Here is a 16136-nt window from a genome sequence, read left to right on the forward strand (position 1 = left end):
TGAGAGTGGGTCTTGAAAACACAACCGGAAGATCAGTTCTTAGTATGTTCTAATATAGCTTGTCGAGACTCCAAAGGTCCGATCGGAGCTAGCGTCCGGTCTCAGATCGGGAACAATCCGGCCTCAAGTCATTGAATTTGTTGTTGTTACTATTGCGGCAAAATGGATACAAGGAGTTGCTTGGCACGATAGTGATACGAACGTTCGACATGTCGAGGAGGCTCTCTCGCCCACCGGCAGATTCGAGCCCAGCTCTACATCGATCATCAGCTTTAGCTTTTTAGTAATTTCAATAAGAGCGGCAGTGGGATCGCGGGGTTTCATACGCAATTGCGTATTATGCCTAGTATACGCGAAAGCGTATGATCTGTAGATATTCGCGGTCGCGTATATTGACAAATTATACGCGTTTGCGTATCATGCTTTTATGGATACGATTGCCCGCACCCCCCAGCAAATCGGCGCCGGGATCAGGCGCTACCGGCGGCAGAAGAAGCTCACCCAGGGGGACCTCGGTGAGAAGATGCATGCGCGTCAAGCGACGGTCTCGAAGCTGGAGGCCGGTGAACCTGCAACGCAGCTGCGCATCTTGATGGATGCGCTGGCCGCGCTCGACCTCGAGCTGGTCATCCGGCCGCGCACCAAATTGACGGCTGAAGCGATTGAGGATCTGTTCTGATGGCGCGTCGCCCTGCCCGTGCGCCGCTCAACGTCTACCTCAACGCACGGCTGGTCGGGCGGCTGCGGCGCGAGAGCAGTGGCGCAATCGATTTCCAGTATGACAAGCAGTGGCTCGCGTGGGAAAATGCCATCCCCGTTTCCGTGTCGCTGCCATTGCGGGAGGATCGTTATATCGGCGATCCCGTCGTCGCTGTTTTTGACAATCTTCTGCCCGATAATGACGACATCCGCCGACGCGTCGCCGAACGCGCGCATGCTGATGGCGCCGATGCTTACAGCCTGCTCTCCGCCATCGGCCGCGATTGCATCGGGGCGCTGCAATTCCTTCCCGACAGTGCCGCACCCGGGGGCGCCGGCGCCATTGATGGCCGCGCCGCTAGTGATCAGGAGATCGCCGCCATTCTCGGCAACCTTGCCAGCAATCCGCTCGGCATCGGCCCCGACCAGGACTTCCGCATTTCTCTCGCGGGCGCGCAGGAAAAGACAGCGCTGCTTTACTGGAAAGACAAGTGGCACGTGCCTCATGGCACGACCGCAACTACGCACATTATCAAGCCGCAGATCGGGAAGTTGCCGAACGGAATCGACCTGACCGGCAGCGTTGAAAACGAGCATCTGTGCCTTGAGCTGGTTGCGGCACTCGGCTTGCCTGTCGCCAAATCAAGCATCATCGATTTCGCCGGGCGCCGCGTGCTCGCAGTTGAGCGGTTCGATCGCATCTGGACGCGCGACGGCCGCCTGTTGCGGCTGCCGCAGGAAGACTGCTGCCAGGCGCTGTCCGTTCCACCCGCGCGAAAGTATGAATCCGATGGCGGACCCGGCATCCGCAAAATCTCGGATTTCCTCAAGGGCAGCGATACGCCTGAGGACGACCAGGCCATTTTCTTCAAGGCGCAGATCGTGTTCTGGCTGCTTGCCGCCACCGATGGCCACGCGAAGAATTTTAGCATTCATTTGGCGCCGGGCGGTCGTTTTCATCTTGCACCGCTTTACGACATCATTTCGACCCAACCGAGCTTGGACGCTGGACAGATCAGCCAAAACCAAATGAAGCTGGCCATGGCGATCGGCAGCAACCGGCATTACATCGTCCACACGGTTCTCGGCCGACATTTCGTGCAGACTGCGAAAAGCTGCGGTCTACCCGACAAAACAGTCAAGGTTGTCATCCAGCAGCTCGGCGATACAGCCGCAAAGGCCATAGATCAGGTGCTGAATGCGCTTCCAAAAGGATTTCCGGAGAAGATGGCCATATCGATTGCTGATGGCGCAAAGCGCCGTGTGAATTCGCTGGCTGTGCTCAAGAGTAGTGAATGATCGCCGGTTTGCGCAAGCGTACGATGACCTCCGTGAACGGTGGCAGGAAGACCGGATCTACCAAACCAAACCTGGAAGCTGCCTACCAGAGGAGCAGCAGCGCGATCAGCAACAGGGAGCGTTGCCCGAAAGCAGCCAACCAGCGGCTCAAGAAACGGGCCCGGTTCAAGAACGGCGATTGCCGCTCTCCTTCGACGGCGAGCGGCCCGCGCCGTCCGTATGCAAGCTCCAACAGCGACTGCGTTTCCAAACTAGGTGTTTAGTCCCGGCATTTGCTGGAGCGGATTAAGTTTGAATCGTTCTGGCTGGGAAGTCCAGCATTTGCAGATGTATTCGTAGGGCGTGAGGCCCTTCAGGGTCTTCAGCCGGCGAGCGAAGTTGTAGGCGCGGACGAAGTCGGCGAGGTGGCTGCGCAACTCGTCATGCGTGTCGTAGTGGAAGCGCTTGACTGTGGCCTCCTTGATGGTGCGGTTCATCCGCTCGACCTGGCCGTTGGTCCAGGGATGCTTAGGCTTGGTCAGGCAACGATCGATATCATTGCGGGCGCAGGCCACCTCGAAGGCATGAGCCCAAAATGGTTGCTTTCGTTCGATCATGGCTTTGATATCGGCCACAGTCCAACTCCCACCGCTTGGGTCGGTGAGTGGGTGCCGTTGTCCGTCAGAACGGTGTGGATCTTGTAAGGGACTGCCTTGATCAAGTTCCGCAAGAAGTCGGCTGTGACACTCGTGGCTTTTCGTGCAACTCGGTGAAGGCGCACTTCGAGGTTCGATCGATTGCGACGAAGAGATAAAGCCCTCCCATCGCGGTGCGAACCTCGGCGATGTCGATGTGGAAGTATCCGAGATAGCTTTTGAACTTGCGCCTTACGCCCTTGCCATCCTCCACGTCGGAAGCCGTGAGATGCCATGGCGCTGAAGACAGCGATAAAGCGATGAGCGTGTCAGATGCGGGATTGTCGCCTGGAGAGCATAAAGGCAGTCATAGTCATCCAGCGGCAGCAGCGCATGCTTGCAAAAGGCGACGATGATGGCCTCCTTCTCAAGCGACAAACTGGTGGATTTTGGCTCTCTCGGGCCGGTCGGAAGATCGGCCACCGAACCGCGCTTCTTCCATTTTGCGACGGTCTTCGGATTGATCCATAACGCTTGGACAGCGCCCCCAGGCTCTCTTGACTATTTTGTATTGTTCGACGGATTGCCTCCGTCGTTGTGGCGCAGCCGTGAAGAACCTGCTCCGTTTGGATACTGTCAACGAAAACCTCGTCCCGCGTAGCGGGCCGATTGTCAGTTCGGCAACAAAGTGTCACCAAGTGGACGATACGCAGGGTCAGAAAAACGAAAAATCAGCAATCTTCAATTCGGCACGCCTCTTGCCCTGTTAACGGCGTCGGCACCAATCGCTTGTGAGCCCGAGATGGATGATTTGGCGACTTTGAGCAAAGGCACGGAGACTGGCTGTGTCGCGAACTGACGTAGAGCGATTCGTCAACGATCTGGGGAACGACGGTGGTCTGCTTGAACGCGTAAAACCAATTGCTACCGGCCTTGCATCGATTGTCGCGATCGGAAAGAGCCTCGGCTACAGCTTCACACCTGATGAAGCTAAAAGTTGCATTCGAGCTCGACAGAAGTTGACGACTAAACCGCTCGCCGGTGGCACTTTTAATTCGAGTGATACGATCTCGACCGGCGCTGTTCAGGCCCTTGCAGAGGTGGCCACGAGCGGCGCGCAAGCCGCGGAAGCGGCCTCTGACCACGCCACAGCAGTTGAGCCCGTTGCAGTTGTTGTGGTTGTTATTGTAGCGGTCGTGGCCGAGGTCTGACATGCCTTCGCTCTGACCGCATCGGGTGGTTGCTCGAGGAGGCGATGAAGTGCGATGAAAACATGAAGTAAGCTTCGTCAATGACACACGCTGCCGCCGAGCACTACCGACAGATTTTTGACCGGCGTACCCCGGAGCAACTGCGCACGCTATCGCATCTCAAACGCTTCATGGAGCGGTTAGTCGGTGACGAGGAGTTCCGCAGGGCGCTTGCGGAGGCAATCGCCACCCCTCGAGCGGTAACAGAGCGGTACGGCATCAATGTGGATCCAATGGAGGTGCTGCCGCTCTGGCGCGGTGGCTACCAACAATACCGCTTCAAGCCGGAGTCTGCGCCGTGGCCGCTGGCTGTGATGTGGGATGAGTATCTCCGCGAGATGATGCGTCATCGCGACCTCTTGCGCGACGAAGGCGAGATGTCGACGATCAATCCTCGCTTTCATGCTTGGCGCGAGCGGCAAATCCGGCGCTGCAATGACCAATTGGGCGTGTCGGCGGCGTCGCTCACGCACCCCATAATCGCTTTCGAGCTAAGCGAAGGCTGCAGCGTCGGTTGTTGGTTCTGTGGCCTCTCGGCCGATCGCTTTACAGGCTATTACGACTATAGCAAAGAGCATGCAGCGCTTTGGCGGGGCGTGGTTGGTGTCGCGAGCGAAATGTTTGGTTCTGCAGTCCGCACGGGCTTCTGCTACTGGGCCACAGATCCTATGGACAACCCACACTACGATCGCTTTCTGTTCGACTACTATCAGATTACGGGCGCGTTACCGCAAACAACAACCGCAGCCCCACTCAAGGATCCGGCACTCACCAGGCACGTGCTCGGGCTCTTCAATCTATATCGCACGACGACGAATCGTTTCTCCGTGCTGAGCAGGGCCCATCTTAATCAGATTCACACGGCCTTTTCGCCTGAGGAGTTGCTAGGAGTCGAACTCATCCTGCAGGGCAAGGAGGCGCAGACAGCAAAGGCCATGGTCGGGCGCGCGCGCGAGCGGAAGGAGAAGCGCAGGGGCGCTAACAAGGACGGTGCAATCGCCTTTCTGGAACGCAATCACACGACGATCGCCTGCGTTTCCGGCTTCCTCGTAAATATGCGGCAGGGGCGTTTACGACTGGTGACGCCGGTGCCGGGTAGCGATCGCTGGCCTCTCGGGTACCCGCATTCTGGGTGAACGCTTCTTCAGCACGCCTGACGGTTTCCGGGGCGGGCTGCAGAGCATGATCGAAATGCTCGAGAGCCCAGCCCATGACCTGCCGATCCGCTTCCGCAGGGACCTGCAATATAAGGCAGGGAACCGGTGCTTTCATCTTCGCTCACGCAACATGGAACACCGCGTGCTCGACGACATCGCCCCGATTTCCGTTGGCCCTTTGATCGCGGACGGCAACTGCACAATGTCGGAGCTGGTTATTCGGGTCGCAGCTGACGGAACAACCCTCCTTGGGGTCGCCGACTTGCTCGATCAGTTGTACATGACCGGGCTGATCGAAGAAGACCTCGACGACTGCTTCATCTGGCAGACCGGTGACTGGACGACGAGGCGCATCGAAGGAGTCAAACACGCGTCCTCCCATACGGGTGCAGATTGTGCCGATTCGCATTGAGGCACTACTTAGCCTCAAGCGACAGCAGCATCCCACCATCCAGCAGTGCTGAGCGCGATGACATGCCGCTCCGCATCCACGGTCCCTGGCTTCGTGGCGTGCACAACCGGCGTGACAAAAGAAGACCAGCGGGGTTCCGCGCTTGCGGCTTCGAGCCAAGCCCTCATTTCGGGCATCAGCGGTGCACGACTGGCACGCACGCGGTTAAGTCGAGAATGGCTTGCCCCGCCCAGTGGTCAATCAAATGGTTCTGCCAGACGACGGTGCCGCTGGTTCCGGAGAGGTCGTGGCTTTTCGTGGCGCGCCACTGCAACTTGCACTGGCGGTGATCCCTGCTAGGACGACGACGCGCCTGAAACTTTGATAGGTCCATGTGAATGACGACGTCAGTCCGTTCATCAATGATGAAAAACAGCGAGTCGCACTCGAGGGTGGCGCCGCTAAATACCAGAGCGGAGCCGCGTGCAGGCAATTATTCCCCGTTCGGCTCCAGCACTCTCTGCTTGCTCATGCCGTCCAGTCGCCGGGCAACGAACGTGACGCGGAAATCGTGGCTCGAAGCGGGCTGCCCACTAGCCGAATTAGCGACTTCATGTTCACGGCTCCAGTCAGGAGTCGCGCAGAATTCACTTTGCCGTCCGGCGCATGAGACTATGGCATGGCGAACGCACCTGTGCGCACATCATGAATAACGTGGAATGATTATGAGTATCGCTGTGCCAATCGTCCTAGTCAACATGCCTGTGTCGGCAGTCGAAAGGCCGTCACTGGCGCTTGGTCTGCTGAAATCAGCGCTGACCCAGGCTGGACTGCAATCCACCATAGCATATGCCAACATCTGGTTTCTAGAATACATAGGCATCGCCGACTATGGACCTCTTGAGAATTGCCCGCCAGAGGAGGCACTGGTTGATTGGCTGTTCGCGGGCATTGCTTTTCCCGACTTCGAACCCGAACAAAACGCCTTCCTCGACCTCTATTTCGAGCGCAACCCGATACACGCAGGCAAAGGTATGGCCGAGCGTCGCGCGAATTTCCTTAGGCTGCGCTCGCTCATCGGCGGGTTTATCGACTGGACGGCTGACAAGATATTGGCGAAGCGGCCGGCTATGGTCGGGTGCAGCTCGACCTTCACCCAGCATGTCCCCTCGCTCGCGTTGCTGCGCCGGCTGAGCGAGCGCTCACTTGATCTTGTCACCCTCATGGGTGGAGCGAACTGCGAGTCGGTAATGGGGCGCAGCACTCACGCGCGTTTCCCATGGGTCGACTATGTCGTGTCGGGCGAGGCCGACGCACTGATCGGCCCGCTGTGTTGGGACATCCTAAATCGCGGCAGAGACATCCCGCCTGCTGACCTGCCATTTGGCGTTTTCGGCCCGACGCATCGCGAGGCCGGCTATCCCGCGGCGTCGACGCGCGACTTAGCACTACTTTGGCAGATTGTTGATTTTGCCGCGTTTTATAGGATTGAACGAAGCCGCTGCCGCGGCGTGAGAGGCAAGGTGGCGTAGATCGCCTCCTGGCTGAGAGGATGTGGGTGTTGGAGCCCATCCCCCCCTCAGACAGGAGTATCGAGATGGCCGATTTGAGCCCTCTTCGCCGCCGCATGATCGAAGACATGACCGTCCGCAACCTGTCGCCGGCGACGCAACGATCCTACATCAGCGCGGTTTCGAAGTTCAGCCGCTATTTTGGCCGATCGCCTGACCGGTTAGAGCTGGAAGACGTCCGCGCCTTCCAGGTGCATCTGGTCTCGACCGGCATCTCATGGCCGGCGCTGAACCAGATCGTCTGTGCGCTACGGTTTTTCTACGGCGTCACGCTCGGCGAGGCACTCATCCCGGAGCGCATTCCCTATGCGCGAGAACCGCGCAAGCTGCCGGTCGTTCTCAGCGCCGACGAAGTGGTTCAGTTCCTCGAGGCCGTGTCCAGCCTGAAGAGCCGCGCCGCGCTCACCACGGCCTATGCGGCCGGACTCAGGGCCTCCGAAGTCGCGGGACTGCGGATCGAAGACATCGACAGCGCCCGCGGCGTCATCCAGGTGCGCCACGGCAAGGGCGCGAAGGATCGCAACGTGATGCTGTCGCCCCAGCTGCTGGGCATCCTGCGCACCTACTGGCGGCTCGCCCGGCCGCGGCTTTATCTGTTCCCTGGTCGTGACGAAGATCATCCGATCGATCAGACCGTGTTGCACGCCGCCTGTCGGTCGGCGGTGAAGGCTGCGGGCCTGACCAAGCGCGTCACGCTCCACACGCTGCGCCACAGCTTCGCGACGCATCTTCTCGAGAACGGAACCGATATCCGGATCATCCAGGTCTTGCTCGGGCACAATAATTTGTCGTCGACAGCGCGCTACACGCAGGTCGCCACCGATACGATCCGGGCGACGCAGAGCCCGCTCGATCGCCTGTCGCTGGAGGTGACGCCACCTAGATGATCCGCGGCGGGATGCGGGTGATGATCCGCCCCGACAGCCGCGGCAACAGGCCCGCCATCGAGATTGCCGATATTCTGCGCCGGCATGGCGACGCCTATCGCCGTGTACATGCCGGTCATCTGGGGCGGGTCGAGCGGCGCGTGATGAGCGCGATCGTTGCGTGCCGGACCGAGGCGCTCGGCGGCCACATGGAGGCTTGCGACGACTGCGGCACGACACGCGTTGCCTATAATTCCTGCCTTATGGGCAAAGCCAGTAATGGGGAGCTGGCGGCAATTTGATCGCGCTCCTGCACCAATCACCGCCAACCCCGCTCTCCATTACGAGGTACGCCTGAGGAGTTCGATCAGCTGGTCGGTGGGCTGGAAGACGCCGCGCCGCAGGTGGGGCGGCACGATCGCCTCCATCGCATCGAGCTTCTCGGTTGGATCGCCGCGCGTGTAGACCTCGGTGGTCGTCAGCGTAGCGTGGCCCAGCCACAGCGACACCTTCCGGATGTCCCGGGTCGCTTGCAGAACGACCATCGCGCAGGTGTGCCTGAGCACGTGGGGCGAGACGCGTTTCTTGGCGAGACCGGGCTGCTTGCGAGCCGCAGTCGCGGCGTGCTGCCTGAGCAGATAGGCAAAGCCCCATCGGCTCAGCGGCTCACCACGGGCGTTGACGAACACCTCGGGTGTCGCGACCTGCCCGCGGATGGCCAGCCAGGCACGCAGTGCAGCAGCCGCCGGCTTCCACAACGGCAGCGTCCGCTCCCGGCGTCCCTTGCCGAGCACGCAGATGCTCATCGAAGGCAGGTCGATGTCATCGACCTTGAGGCCCGTCAGTTCGGAGACGCGCAGCCCTGCGCAGACGGCCACGTGCAGCATTGCGCGATCGCGGATGCCATCGCGTGTCGCCGGATCGGGAGCGTCGAGCACGGCTTTGAGCTCTTCGCGCAGAAGGTAGGGTACCAGGCGCGTGTCAGTTTTCTTGAACGGGATCGCCAGTACACGGCGGATCTGCTCGAGCGCCGCCGGCTGCCGGTACTCGAGGAAGCGGAAGAACGACTTGATCGCCGCCAGGCGAACGTTGCGCGTCACGGCCGCGTTTTTGCGCTCGTCCTCAAGATGCTCAAGGAAGGCGCTGACGAGCCCGGCATCGATCTGTTCGAGCGTCAGCGCCGAAGGTTTGACCTTGAGCCGGTCGGCGGCGAACACGAACAGCAGCTGGAAGCTCGAGGCATAGGAGTCCCTCGTGTGCTGGCTGGCGCCCCGCTGGCAAGCGAGTGTGTCGCGCAGGAACGTCTCGATGAGGGGAGCGATCGGCGTCATGCTGACCTCCCTTCGGAGATGAACGCTTCGCCGGCCATGGCGACATCGCGCAAGAGGTCGGGCGTGGCCTCGAGATACCAGTAGGTCGCATAGATGTTGACGTGACCCATGTAGGTCGCGAGTGCCGCCATGTGCGCCCCGCACCGGCCCCGGCCGGTAGGGCTGCCTTGCAGCGCGCGCACCGCAAACGTGTGCCGTAGATCGTGCAGGCGAGGACGGCGAGCCGACGTCGATCTGATGCCAACCTTGTCGACCAGCCTGTCGAAGGTCTCCTTGACGGCAATGTAGCGTAGCGGCCGACCGGGCTTGTCGATGAAGACCGGATCATCGTCTGAGCCGAGCCCGCGACGTGCCAGGTATCGCTGCAAGCCGGCAACCGCCGTGTCGTGCAGCGGCACCAGTCGGGTCTTGCGGAACTTGGTCTCGCGGATCAGCAGACCGTCGCGGGTCACGTCCGCGATCGTCAGCTTCAGGGCTTCGGAGATCCTGAGCCCGGTGGATGAGAGCAGCGCGATCAAGGTCGCTTGCGTGTGCGGGCGCAAGCCGCGCGTTGGCCGAAGCCGCAGCGCAGCTTCGACCAGCCGACTAATCTCGTCTGTCGTGTAGATGTGCGGCGTGCGACGCTTCTTGCGGGCGCCGAAGTGATTTGCCGGCGGCAGCTCGTGCCCGACTTCCTCCACCCGGACATGGCGTACGAAGCGACAGACGGCTCTGAGCCGTGCATCGCGTTGCGCGACGGATGGTCCGAGCGCGGCCCAGTCGATCGCTGTTTTTGTCTCGACGTACGTTTGTCCGCGCTCGGCCGCGAAGGCGGCAAAGCTCTTCAGCAGGTGCTCCGCGGTCGACATCGCGAAGCCCGTGGTGCGGCGGAGCGCGAGATAGGTCTCGATGGCGTCGAGCATCAGAGCGCCTCCGGCCAAGGCTGAGCAACCTGCTTCAGCAGCGCGACGTCGGCCTTTGCGTAATAGGCCGTCGTGTCGATGCCGCGATGCCGAAGGACGAGGCCGATCTTGTCGAGCGGCACGCCATGGCGCAGCATCTCGGTCGCCGCGGTGTGCCGCAGAGTGTGGGCCCCTTTGACCGGCGCCACAATGTCGGCCCGCTTCATGATACGCTTGACCACCGACGAGATGCCGTCGCCTCGTCGGAATGGCCGGCTCGGCGCGATCGTGCGCAGGAACAAGACATCGTTCCGGCCGGTAGACGGCCGGCATTCGAGGTAGGCGGCGATCGCATCCCCGACGTCTTGCGGTAGCGGCAGCCGGACCTCGTAGCGCGACTTGCCGCAGACCCGTAGCGATCCCGTTTGCCACTCAATATCCGCGAGACGCAGTTGCGCCACGTCACCGGCCCGCAGGCCGAGGCGCACCAACAAAAGTACGATCGCACGATCACGCCGGCGCCCACCGACGTCGCCGTCACAGACAGCGATCAGCCGGTCGACCTGCTCGGTCGACAGATACCGGGGCATGTCGGCAAGCTGCCAATGAGCGTAGGCTGGAACGGCGCCGTCGAGACCTGCCTGACAACGGCCTGCGACTGCGAGATACCGCAGGAAGGCCCGCAGGCTCGTTGTCATCTTCTCGATCGTGCCACTCCCGCTATTGCTCGCCCGCTCCAGGAAGTAACTGCGGACATCGTTCGGCCTCCAGCCGTCCGGGTCAGATCGAAGATGCATCATCAGGCCCGCGGCGTCGCGGGCGTAGAGCCTGATGGTGGCATCGGATGCGCCGCGATGCTTGCGCAGCCACGTTTTGAAGTCGGCGACCAGCTGCGGCTCGGCGGGTGCTGCCGCCACCGCGGACCGGCAAAGGCCGAGCTCGACGAGGTGCCGACGAAAGAGCCTGGCACCGTAGATGGTGTGGTGGTTGCGCCGGCCGCCTTTGGCGCGTGGACACCGGCAAGTGCGCAGGTGCTCGCCGAACGCGGCGAGATCAACGTCCGTCAGGCCCGCGCCTTGCTCGGCCATAACATGACCGATGTGAGCCGCCGCTCGCAAATAGCGTACCGCTGTCTCGGGGCCATAGCCCTGCCGCTCCAGCGCCGCTGCAAACCCGTCAAGGTAAGGCCCGCTCGGCCCACTGCGCAGATGCCCCAGCATCTTCGCTGCCGAGAAGTACGTCTCCAACATGTCCGTCTCCGTATGTGACCGGCCATCAGTGGCCGACCCAACGGGGCCGCACGAGCGACTTGTAATGGAGAGCTCGAGAGCGGCAATCCACAAGAAAATACGGTGATCGCGATTGGCAGCTCCCCATTACTGGCTTTGCCCATACGGCAGGTAATGGGTGATGCCCATTACCTGCCGCAACCGGCACTGTCCGAAGTGTCAGGGGAGAGCCCGAGCCGCGTGGCTCGCCGCGCGTCAAGCTGACCTGCTTCCGGTTCCCTATTTCCACGTCGTCTTTACACTTCCCGCTCCGATCGCCGCGATCGCCTTTCAGAACAAGGCCATCGTTTATGCGATCCTGTTCAATGCCGCCGCCGAGGCAATGTCGACGCTCGCCGCCAATCCACGCCGGCTCGGCGCCGGGATCGGCGTCGTCGCCGTCCTCCACACCTGGGGGCAGGCGCTGACGCACCATCCCCACGTCCACTGCGTCGTGCCGGGCGGCGGCCTCTCGCCCGATAGCGCGCACTGGATCGCCAGCCGACCAAACTTCTTCCTGGCCGTCAAACCGCTCGCCCGGCTGTTCAGACGCCTGTTCCTCGAACGTCTGACCGCCGCCTTCGACGCCGGCACCCTGAACTTCTTCGGCGATCTCGCATCCCTGGCCGAGCCTGCTGCCTTCGCAGCTCACCTCGTCGCTATGCGGCGCATTAGCTGGGTCGTCTACGCCAAACGGCCGTTCGGCGGCCCCGCGCAGGTGCTGGCCTATCTCGGCCGCTATACCCATCGCGTTGCAATCGCCAACAGCCGGCTCGTAGCCCTCGACGAGGATCACGTCGCCTTTACCTGGAAGGACTACCGCCAGAACGGCGCGACAAAGATCATGAAGCTCGAGGCCGACGAGTTCATCCGCCGCTTCCTTCTTCACACGCTGCCCGATGGCTTCCATCGCATCCGCCACTTCGGCTTCATGGCCAACGGCCATCGCGCTGCCAAACTCGCCCTTTGCCGCAAACTTCTCGATCGTGAGCGGACACCGCCAAACGATGGCAAGCCGTCGCCTGTGGATTCGGACGCTCTGACGTGGGCCAAGGTTCCCGCCTGTCCTGATTGTGGTGGCGTCATGCGCATCATCGAGCGCTTTCGACACAGCTTCAGTCGTTCCGGCGCTCCAACCCAATCGTTCCGGTGCGACACATCGTGAGCCAATTCATGCCGTGCACGAAGATCGTCATTCGTCATTATGATCCCATCGTCTCGATCATCGCAGACGCTGCCGAATCCGTGCGGCCAAACAGCGCGCCGGAAACTATTCGATGCAGCGGGCCATCGATCGCTACAGCCGGTAAAATGCTCTCTGTCTCAAGTTGCCGCCATTGCGCAACCAAAACGTCGCCGCGTCAGCTCCGCAGTCTGCCGATAGCAACCCGCGATCTCAAACTATCCCCATAGCCGCACCACCGTGCATATTCTCCCGCGCCTTCGTTCAATCCGGCTTCAATGAGGTCGCGTTATAAGCGCTTGCCGCGCCCTCGCGTGAGCGCGACCTCACAGAACCCTCCAGATTCCCGAATCAATTTTTCAATGATTCATGGGTGGTCGGCTCTTGGAGGGCTGACCATGCCGGGATGGGAAGACGAACTCGAACGCTGGCTGATGCCGTTCTTGGACCGGCTGGGTCATAAGACCCGGCAGCGGATGTGTCCTCTGTATGTTGCGGGATTGATCGGTCCTGGCGATCGCAAGAGCGTTCAGCCGATGGCGGAACGCCTTGTCACGAGCAACTACGACCAGTTGCACCATTTCATTGCCGACGGTGTCTGGGACGCGACGCCGCTGGAGACAGAGCTGCTCAACCAGGCGGACCGACTCGTCGGCGGCAGGGATGCGGTGCTGGTTATTGATGACACCTCACTGCCGAAGAAGGGTGAGCGATCGGTCGGTGTTGCGGCGCAATACGCATCGGCTCTCGGTAAAACTGCAAATTGCCAAACGCTGGTGTCTTTAACGCTTGCGCGCGGCGAAGTGCCAGTGATGGTCGCGTTACGTCTCTTTCTGCCTGACAGCTGGACAAGCGACATGCCCCGTTTGAAGCGCGCTCGCGTGCCAATCGAACACCGAACGCCACGGTCCAAGCCGGAGATCGCTTTGGCCGAGATTGACCGCGCGATGGCAGCCAACATGCGCTTTGGATGTGTGCTGGCGGATGCAGGATACGGCCTCAGCGCACCGTTTCGACAAGGGCTAACAGAGCGCGGGCTGGCCTGGGCGGTCGGTATCCCTCGGCACCAGAAAGTGTATCCCGTCGATGTGAAGCTCATTTGGCCGATCACCAAAGTCCGTGGCAAACCACGAAAGCACCACGTGCCCGATATCTTATCGATTGCGGCAGAACAAATGCTGGCCAGCGCCAAATGGAAAACCGTGAGTTGGCGTAGCGGGACGAAAGGTCGGCTCAAAGCCCGATTTGCTGCCCTCCGTGTCCGCACCGCCGACGGCCCTCCGCAGCGGATATGGGATAAAGGTCAGCAGCATCTCCCAGGCGACGAAGTCTGGCTCATTGGCGAGCAACGTGCCTCCGGGGAGAGCAGAGCTGGCCCCGCAAATTCGGACAGTAGCTTGAGTGGATTTTCTGCCTGACAGCGGCGAGGATTCTTGCTGCGAATCAGGAGCGAAGATGACGAAGAAGAGCCGCCGGACGCATTCTCCGGCATTCAAGGCGAAGGTTGCTTTGGCTGCGGTCAAAGGCGACAAGACACTGGCGGAGCTGGCGCAACTGTTTGATGTTCATCCGAACCAGATCACGATCTGGAAAAACCAGCTCCTGGAAGGCGCCGCCGGCGTGTTTGGGCATGACAAGACATCGGCCGAGACGCCGGTCGATTTGAAGGCGTTACATGCCAAGATCGGCGAGCTGGCGTTGGAAAACGATTTTTTGTCCGGCGCGCTCACCAAGGCGGGCCTGCTGAGCGCAAAGCGATGATCGACCGCGATCATGATCTTTCTATCGTGCGCCAGGCGAAGGTCCTGAAGCTGGCTCGCAGCACGGTCTACTATGAACCTCGGCCAGTTTCGGCCGAGGACCTTGCCTTGATGCGTCGGCTCGATGAGCTGCATCTCGATTATCCCTTCGCGGGAGCGCGTATGCTGCGATCGTTGCTGCGGCGGGAGGGCGTATACGCCGGTCGCCGCCACATCGCGACGCTGATGAAGCGCATGGGGATCGAGGCGGTCTATCGTCGCCCGAACACGAGCAAGCCGGCTCCGGGTCACAAGATCTACCCGTACCTGTTGCGCGGATTGAAGATCGAGCGGCCCGACCATGCGTGGGCAATGGACATCACCTACATTCCGATGCGGCGTGGCTTCGTCTATCTCGCGGCGGTCGTCGATGTGTTCAGCCGACGGGTCCTGGCCCATCGCGTCTCGATCACAATGGAGGCGGCCTTCTGCGTCGAAGCGGTCCAGGAGGCGTTGGCGAAGCACGGCAGGCCCGAGATTTTCAACACGGATCAGGGCAGCCAGTTCACCAGCCTCGAGTTCACCGATGTGCTGCTGGACGCGAAGATCGCCATCAGCATGGACGGCAAGGGCGCCTGGCGCGACAACGTGTTTGTCGAGCGGCTCTGGCGCACGGTCAAATACGAAGAAGTTTATCTCCGCGCCTACGACAGCGTGTCCGAGGCGCGAGCGTCAATTGCCAAGTATCTGGCCTTCTACAATCAGGGACGCCCTCACTCGAGCCTTGACGGGCGCACGCCCGACGAGGCTTACTTCGGCACGCAAGCTATGGTGATGGCCGCATGACCGTCGCCGACGGTTTTGTCGTCGCTCTGGTCGGGCTACGCCCTCCCGACGCAACGACAAAACCGTAAAGCCCCGCGTTCAGCATAACCCGGCAGGAATCCACTTAAATCCAGCGGGGCGCTGTCCAAACAACCGGGGCCAGCTCTATAACGACCTCGTCCAGATGCCATTTGTGCGGATTTCACGGATCGTGAGCATCGATTTCGCGCGATCGTGAGCACTGAATTCAGACGATCGTGAGCAGCCCGCTACGGCCGATGGGAGATAGAGTCAGTGTTCTGGTTGGCCGTCAAGGGTGATGGTTTTGGCGCTGCGTTTTCGCATGCTTTCTCCGGTGAGCTGGAGGCGGTGGGCGTTGTGGACGAGGCGATCGAGAATGGCGTCGGCGACCGTGGGGTCCCCAATGGCTCCATGCCAGGTGTCCACGGGGAGCTGACTTGTGACGATGGTGGATGCGCGGCCATGGCGGTCCTCGAGGATTTCGAGCAGATCGCGGCGTTCCGCGGCGGTGAGCACCGATAGTCCCCAATCATCCAAAATCAGAAGCTGAGCGCGGCCGAGGCTTTTGAGGAGCCGAGCGTAACGTCCGTCTCCGCGCGCGAGCGCGAGCGCCTCGAACAGCCTTGGAACGCGATGATAGAGGACTGATCGGTTGTCGCGGCAGGCCTTGTGGCCGAGCGCGCAGGCTAACCAACTTTTGCCCAGGCCGGTTGCCCCGGTGACGAGCAAATTCTCGTGGCGATCGATCCAGCGACCTTCGACGAGTTTGGCGAAAACGGCGCGGTCGATGCCCCGCGGGGTGCGCAGATCGACGTCCTCGACGCAAGCAGTCTGGCGCAGTGCGGCGATCTTGAGGCGCGTGGTGAGCCGCCTGGTGTCGCGTTCGGCGGCTTCGCGGTCGACCAACAGGCCGATGCGATCTTCGAACGGCAGGGCTTCGAGATCGGGCGATCGGCGCTGCTCCTCGAAGGCCTTGGCCATTCCGGTCAGGCCAAGCTCGATCAGCCGTTCGTGGGTTGGGTGGTTAAGCATGCCGGGTCT

13 protein-coding genes and 4 pseudogenes are annotated in these 16136 nt (G+C 61.1%); 11 read left to right on the forward strand and 6 right to left on the reverse strand.

Annotated features, from left to right (window positions below; all coding sequences use genetic code 11):
* Nucleotides 1–427 precede the first annotated feature (427 nt).
* Together J4G43_RS44000 and J4G43_RS44005 are read left to right on the forward strand one after the other, a co-directional pair.
* A complete protein-coding gene (locus tag J4G43_RS44000) occupies nucleotides 428–679 on the forward strand; it encodes a helix-turn-helix domain-containing protein (protein WP_011084786.1) in 252 nt (83 codons plus the stop codon).
* A complete protein-coding gene (locus J4G43_RS44005) occupies nucleotides 679–1998 on the forward strand; it encodes a type II toxin-antitoxin system HipA family toxin (protein ID WP_011084785.1) in 1320 nt (439 codons plus the stop codon). The genes J4G43_RS44000 and J4G43_RS44005 overlap by 1 nt, the downstream gene beginning before the upstream one ends.
* Nucleotides 1999–2249: 251 nt before the next feature.
* Here the strand turns inward: J4G43_RS44005 and J4G43_RS44010 are convergent.
* Nucleotides 2250–3244 (reverse strand): annotated as a pseudogene (locus J4G43_RS44010) (IS481 family transposase).
* A 213-nt stretch (nucleotides 3245–3457) separates the two neighbouring features.
* Between J4G43_RS44010 and J4G43_RS44015 the strand changes: the two are divergent.
* The 3 genes from J4G43_RS44015 (at nucleotide 3458) to J4G43_RS44025 (ending at nucleotide 5431) form a co-directional block, all read left to right on the forward strand.
* Entirely contained in the window at nucleotides 3458–3823 is a 366-nt protein-coding gene (locus J4G43_RS44015; RefSeq protein ID WP_011084781.1) for a Nif11-like leader peptide family natural product precursor, read from the forward strand.
* Between the two features lie 80 nt (nucleotides 3824–3903).
* Nucleotides 3904–4998, forward strand: a complete 1095-nt coding sequence (locus tag J4G43_RS44020) for a radical SAM family RiPP maturation amino acid epimerase (RefSeq protein WP_224516873.1) — start codon at nucleotides 3904–3906, stop codon at nucleotides 4996–4998.
* Between the two features lie 46 nt (nucleotides 4999–5044).
* The gene (locus J4G43_RS44025) at nucleotides 5045–5431 is read left to right on the forward strand and encodes a hypothetical protein (protein WP_225005460.1); all 387 of its coding nucleotides are present in this window, start codon (nucleotides 5045–5047) and stop codon (nucleotides 5429–5431) included.
* A 175-nt stretch (nucleotides 5432–5606) separates the two neighbouring features.
* Here the strand turns inward: J4G43_RS44025 and J4G43_RS44030 are convergent, their stop codons facing one another.
* A complete protein-coding gene (locus J4G43_RS44030; RefSeq protein ID WP_208088618.1) occupies nucleotides 5607–5903 on the reverse strand; it encodes a hypothetical protein in 297 nt (98 codons plus the stop codon).
* A 232-nt stretch (nucleotides 5904–6135) separates the two neighbouring features.
* Between J4G43_RS44030 and J4G43_RS44035 the strand changes: the two genes are divergently transcribed.
* The 3 genes and pseudogenes from J4G43_RS44035 to J4G43_RS44045 all read left to right on the forward strand — a co-directional run.
* The gene (locus J4G43_RS44035; protein WP_225005462.1) at nucleotides 6136–6942 is read left to right on the forward strand and encodes a RiPP maturation radical SAM C-methyltransferase; all 807 of its coding nucleotides are present in this window, start codon (nucleotides 6136–6138) and stop codon (nucleotides 6940–6942) included.
* A 65-nt stretch (nucleotides 6943–7007) separates the two neighbouring features.
* The gene (locus J4G43_RS44040) at nucleotides 7008–7868 is read left to right on the forward strand and encodes a tyrosine-type recombinase/integrase (RefSeq protein ID WP_028153988.1); all 861 of its coding nucleotides are present in this window, start codon (nucleotides 7008–7010) and stop codon (nucleotides 7866–7868) included.
* A 20-nt stretch (nucleotides 7869–7888) separates the two neighbouring features.
* Nucleotides 7889–8107: pseudogene (locus tag J4G43_RS44045) on the forward strand (transposase zinc-binding domain-containing protein); the annotation flags it as partial.
* An 81-nt stretch (nucleotides 8108–8188) separates the two neighbouring features.
* On the opposite strand, the gene J4G43_RS44050 reads toward J4G43_RS44045, so the two are convergent.
* Genes J4G43_RS44050 through J4G43_RS44060 form a run of 3 tightly spaced genes read right to left on the reverse strand, consistent with a single transcriptional unit; the run spans nucleotide 8189 to nucleotide 11309 of the window.
* Entirely contained in the window at nucleotides 8189–9178 is a 990-nt protein-coding gene (locus J4G43_RS44050; protein ID WP_028153990.1) for a tyrosine-type recombinase/integrase, read from the reverse strand.
* On the reverse strand, nucleotides 9175–10080 hold the full coding sequence (locus J4G43_RS44055) for a tyrosine-type recombinase/integrase (protein ID WP_028153991.1): 906 nt from the start codon (nucleotides 10078–10080) through the stop codon (nucleotides 9175–9177). The genes J4G43_RS44050 and J4G43_RS44055 overlap by 4 nt, the downstream gene beginning before the upstream one ends.
* Entirely contained in the window at nucleotides 10080–11309 is a 1230-nt protein-coding gene (locus tag J4G43_RS44060) for a tyrosine-type recombinase/integrase (protein WP_225004627.1), read from the reverse strand. The genes J4G43_RS44055 and J4G43_RS44060 overlap by 1 nt, the downstream gene beginning before the upstream one ends.
* Before the next feature lie 169 nt (nucleotides 11310–11478).
* Between J4G43_RS44060 and J4G43_RS44065 the strand changes: the two are divergent.
* The 3 genes and pseudogenes from J4G43_RS44065 to J4G43_RS44075 form a co-directional block, all read left to right on the forward strand.
* A pseudogene (locus tag J4G43_RS44065) lies at nucleotides 11479–12492 on the forward strand (IS91 family transposase); the annotation flags it as partial.
* Between the two features lie 380 nt (nucleotides 12493–12872).
* Nucleotides 12873–13895: pseudogene (locus J4G43_RS44070) on the forward strand (IS701-like element ISBj6 family transposase); the annotation flags it as partial.
* A 70-nt stretch (nucleotides 13896–13965) separates the two neighbouring features.
* Nucleotides 13966–15095, forward strand: a protein-coding gene (locus J4G43_RS44075) for an IS3-like element ISRj2 family transposase (protein WP_129557670.1) whose coding sequence is annotated in 2 segments (ribosomal slippage) — nucleotides 13966–14218 and nucleotides 14218–15095 — 1131 coding nt in all. Because the reading frame shifts where the segments join, the coding sequence is not laid out codon by codon here.
* Nucleotides 15096–15365: 270 nt separating this feature from the next.
* Here J4G43_RS44075 and istB read toward each other — a convergent pair.
* Nucleotides 15366–16127, reverse strand: a complete 762-nt coding sequence (gene istB / locus J4G43_RS44080; protein WP_011090937.1) for an IS21-like element ISFK1 family helper ATPase IstB — start codon at nucleotides 16125–16127, stop codon at nucleotides 15366–15368.
* Between the last annotated feature and the right edge of the window lie 9 nt (nucleotides 16128–16136).

It is taken from the genome of Bradyrhizobium barranii subsp. barranii, assembly GCF_017565645.3.
GTDB lineage: Bacteria > Pseudomonadota > Alphaproteobacteria > Rhizobiales > Xanthobacteraceae > Bradyrhizobium > Bradyrhizobium barranii.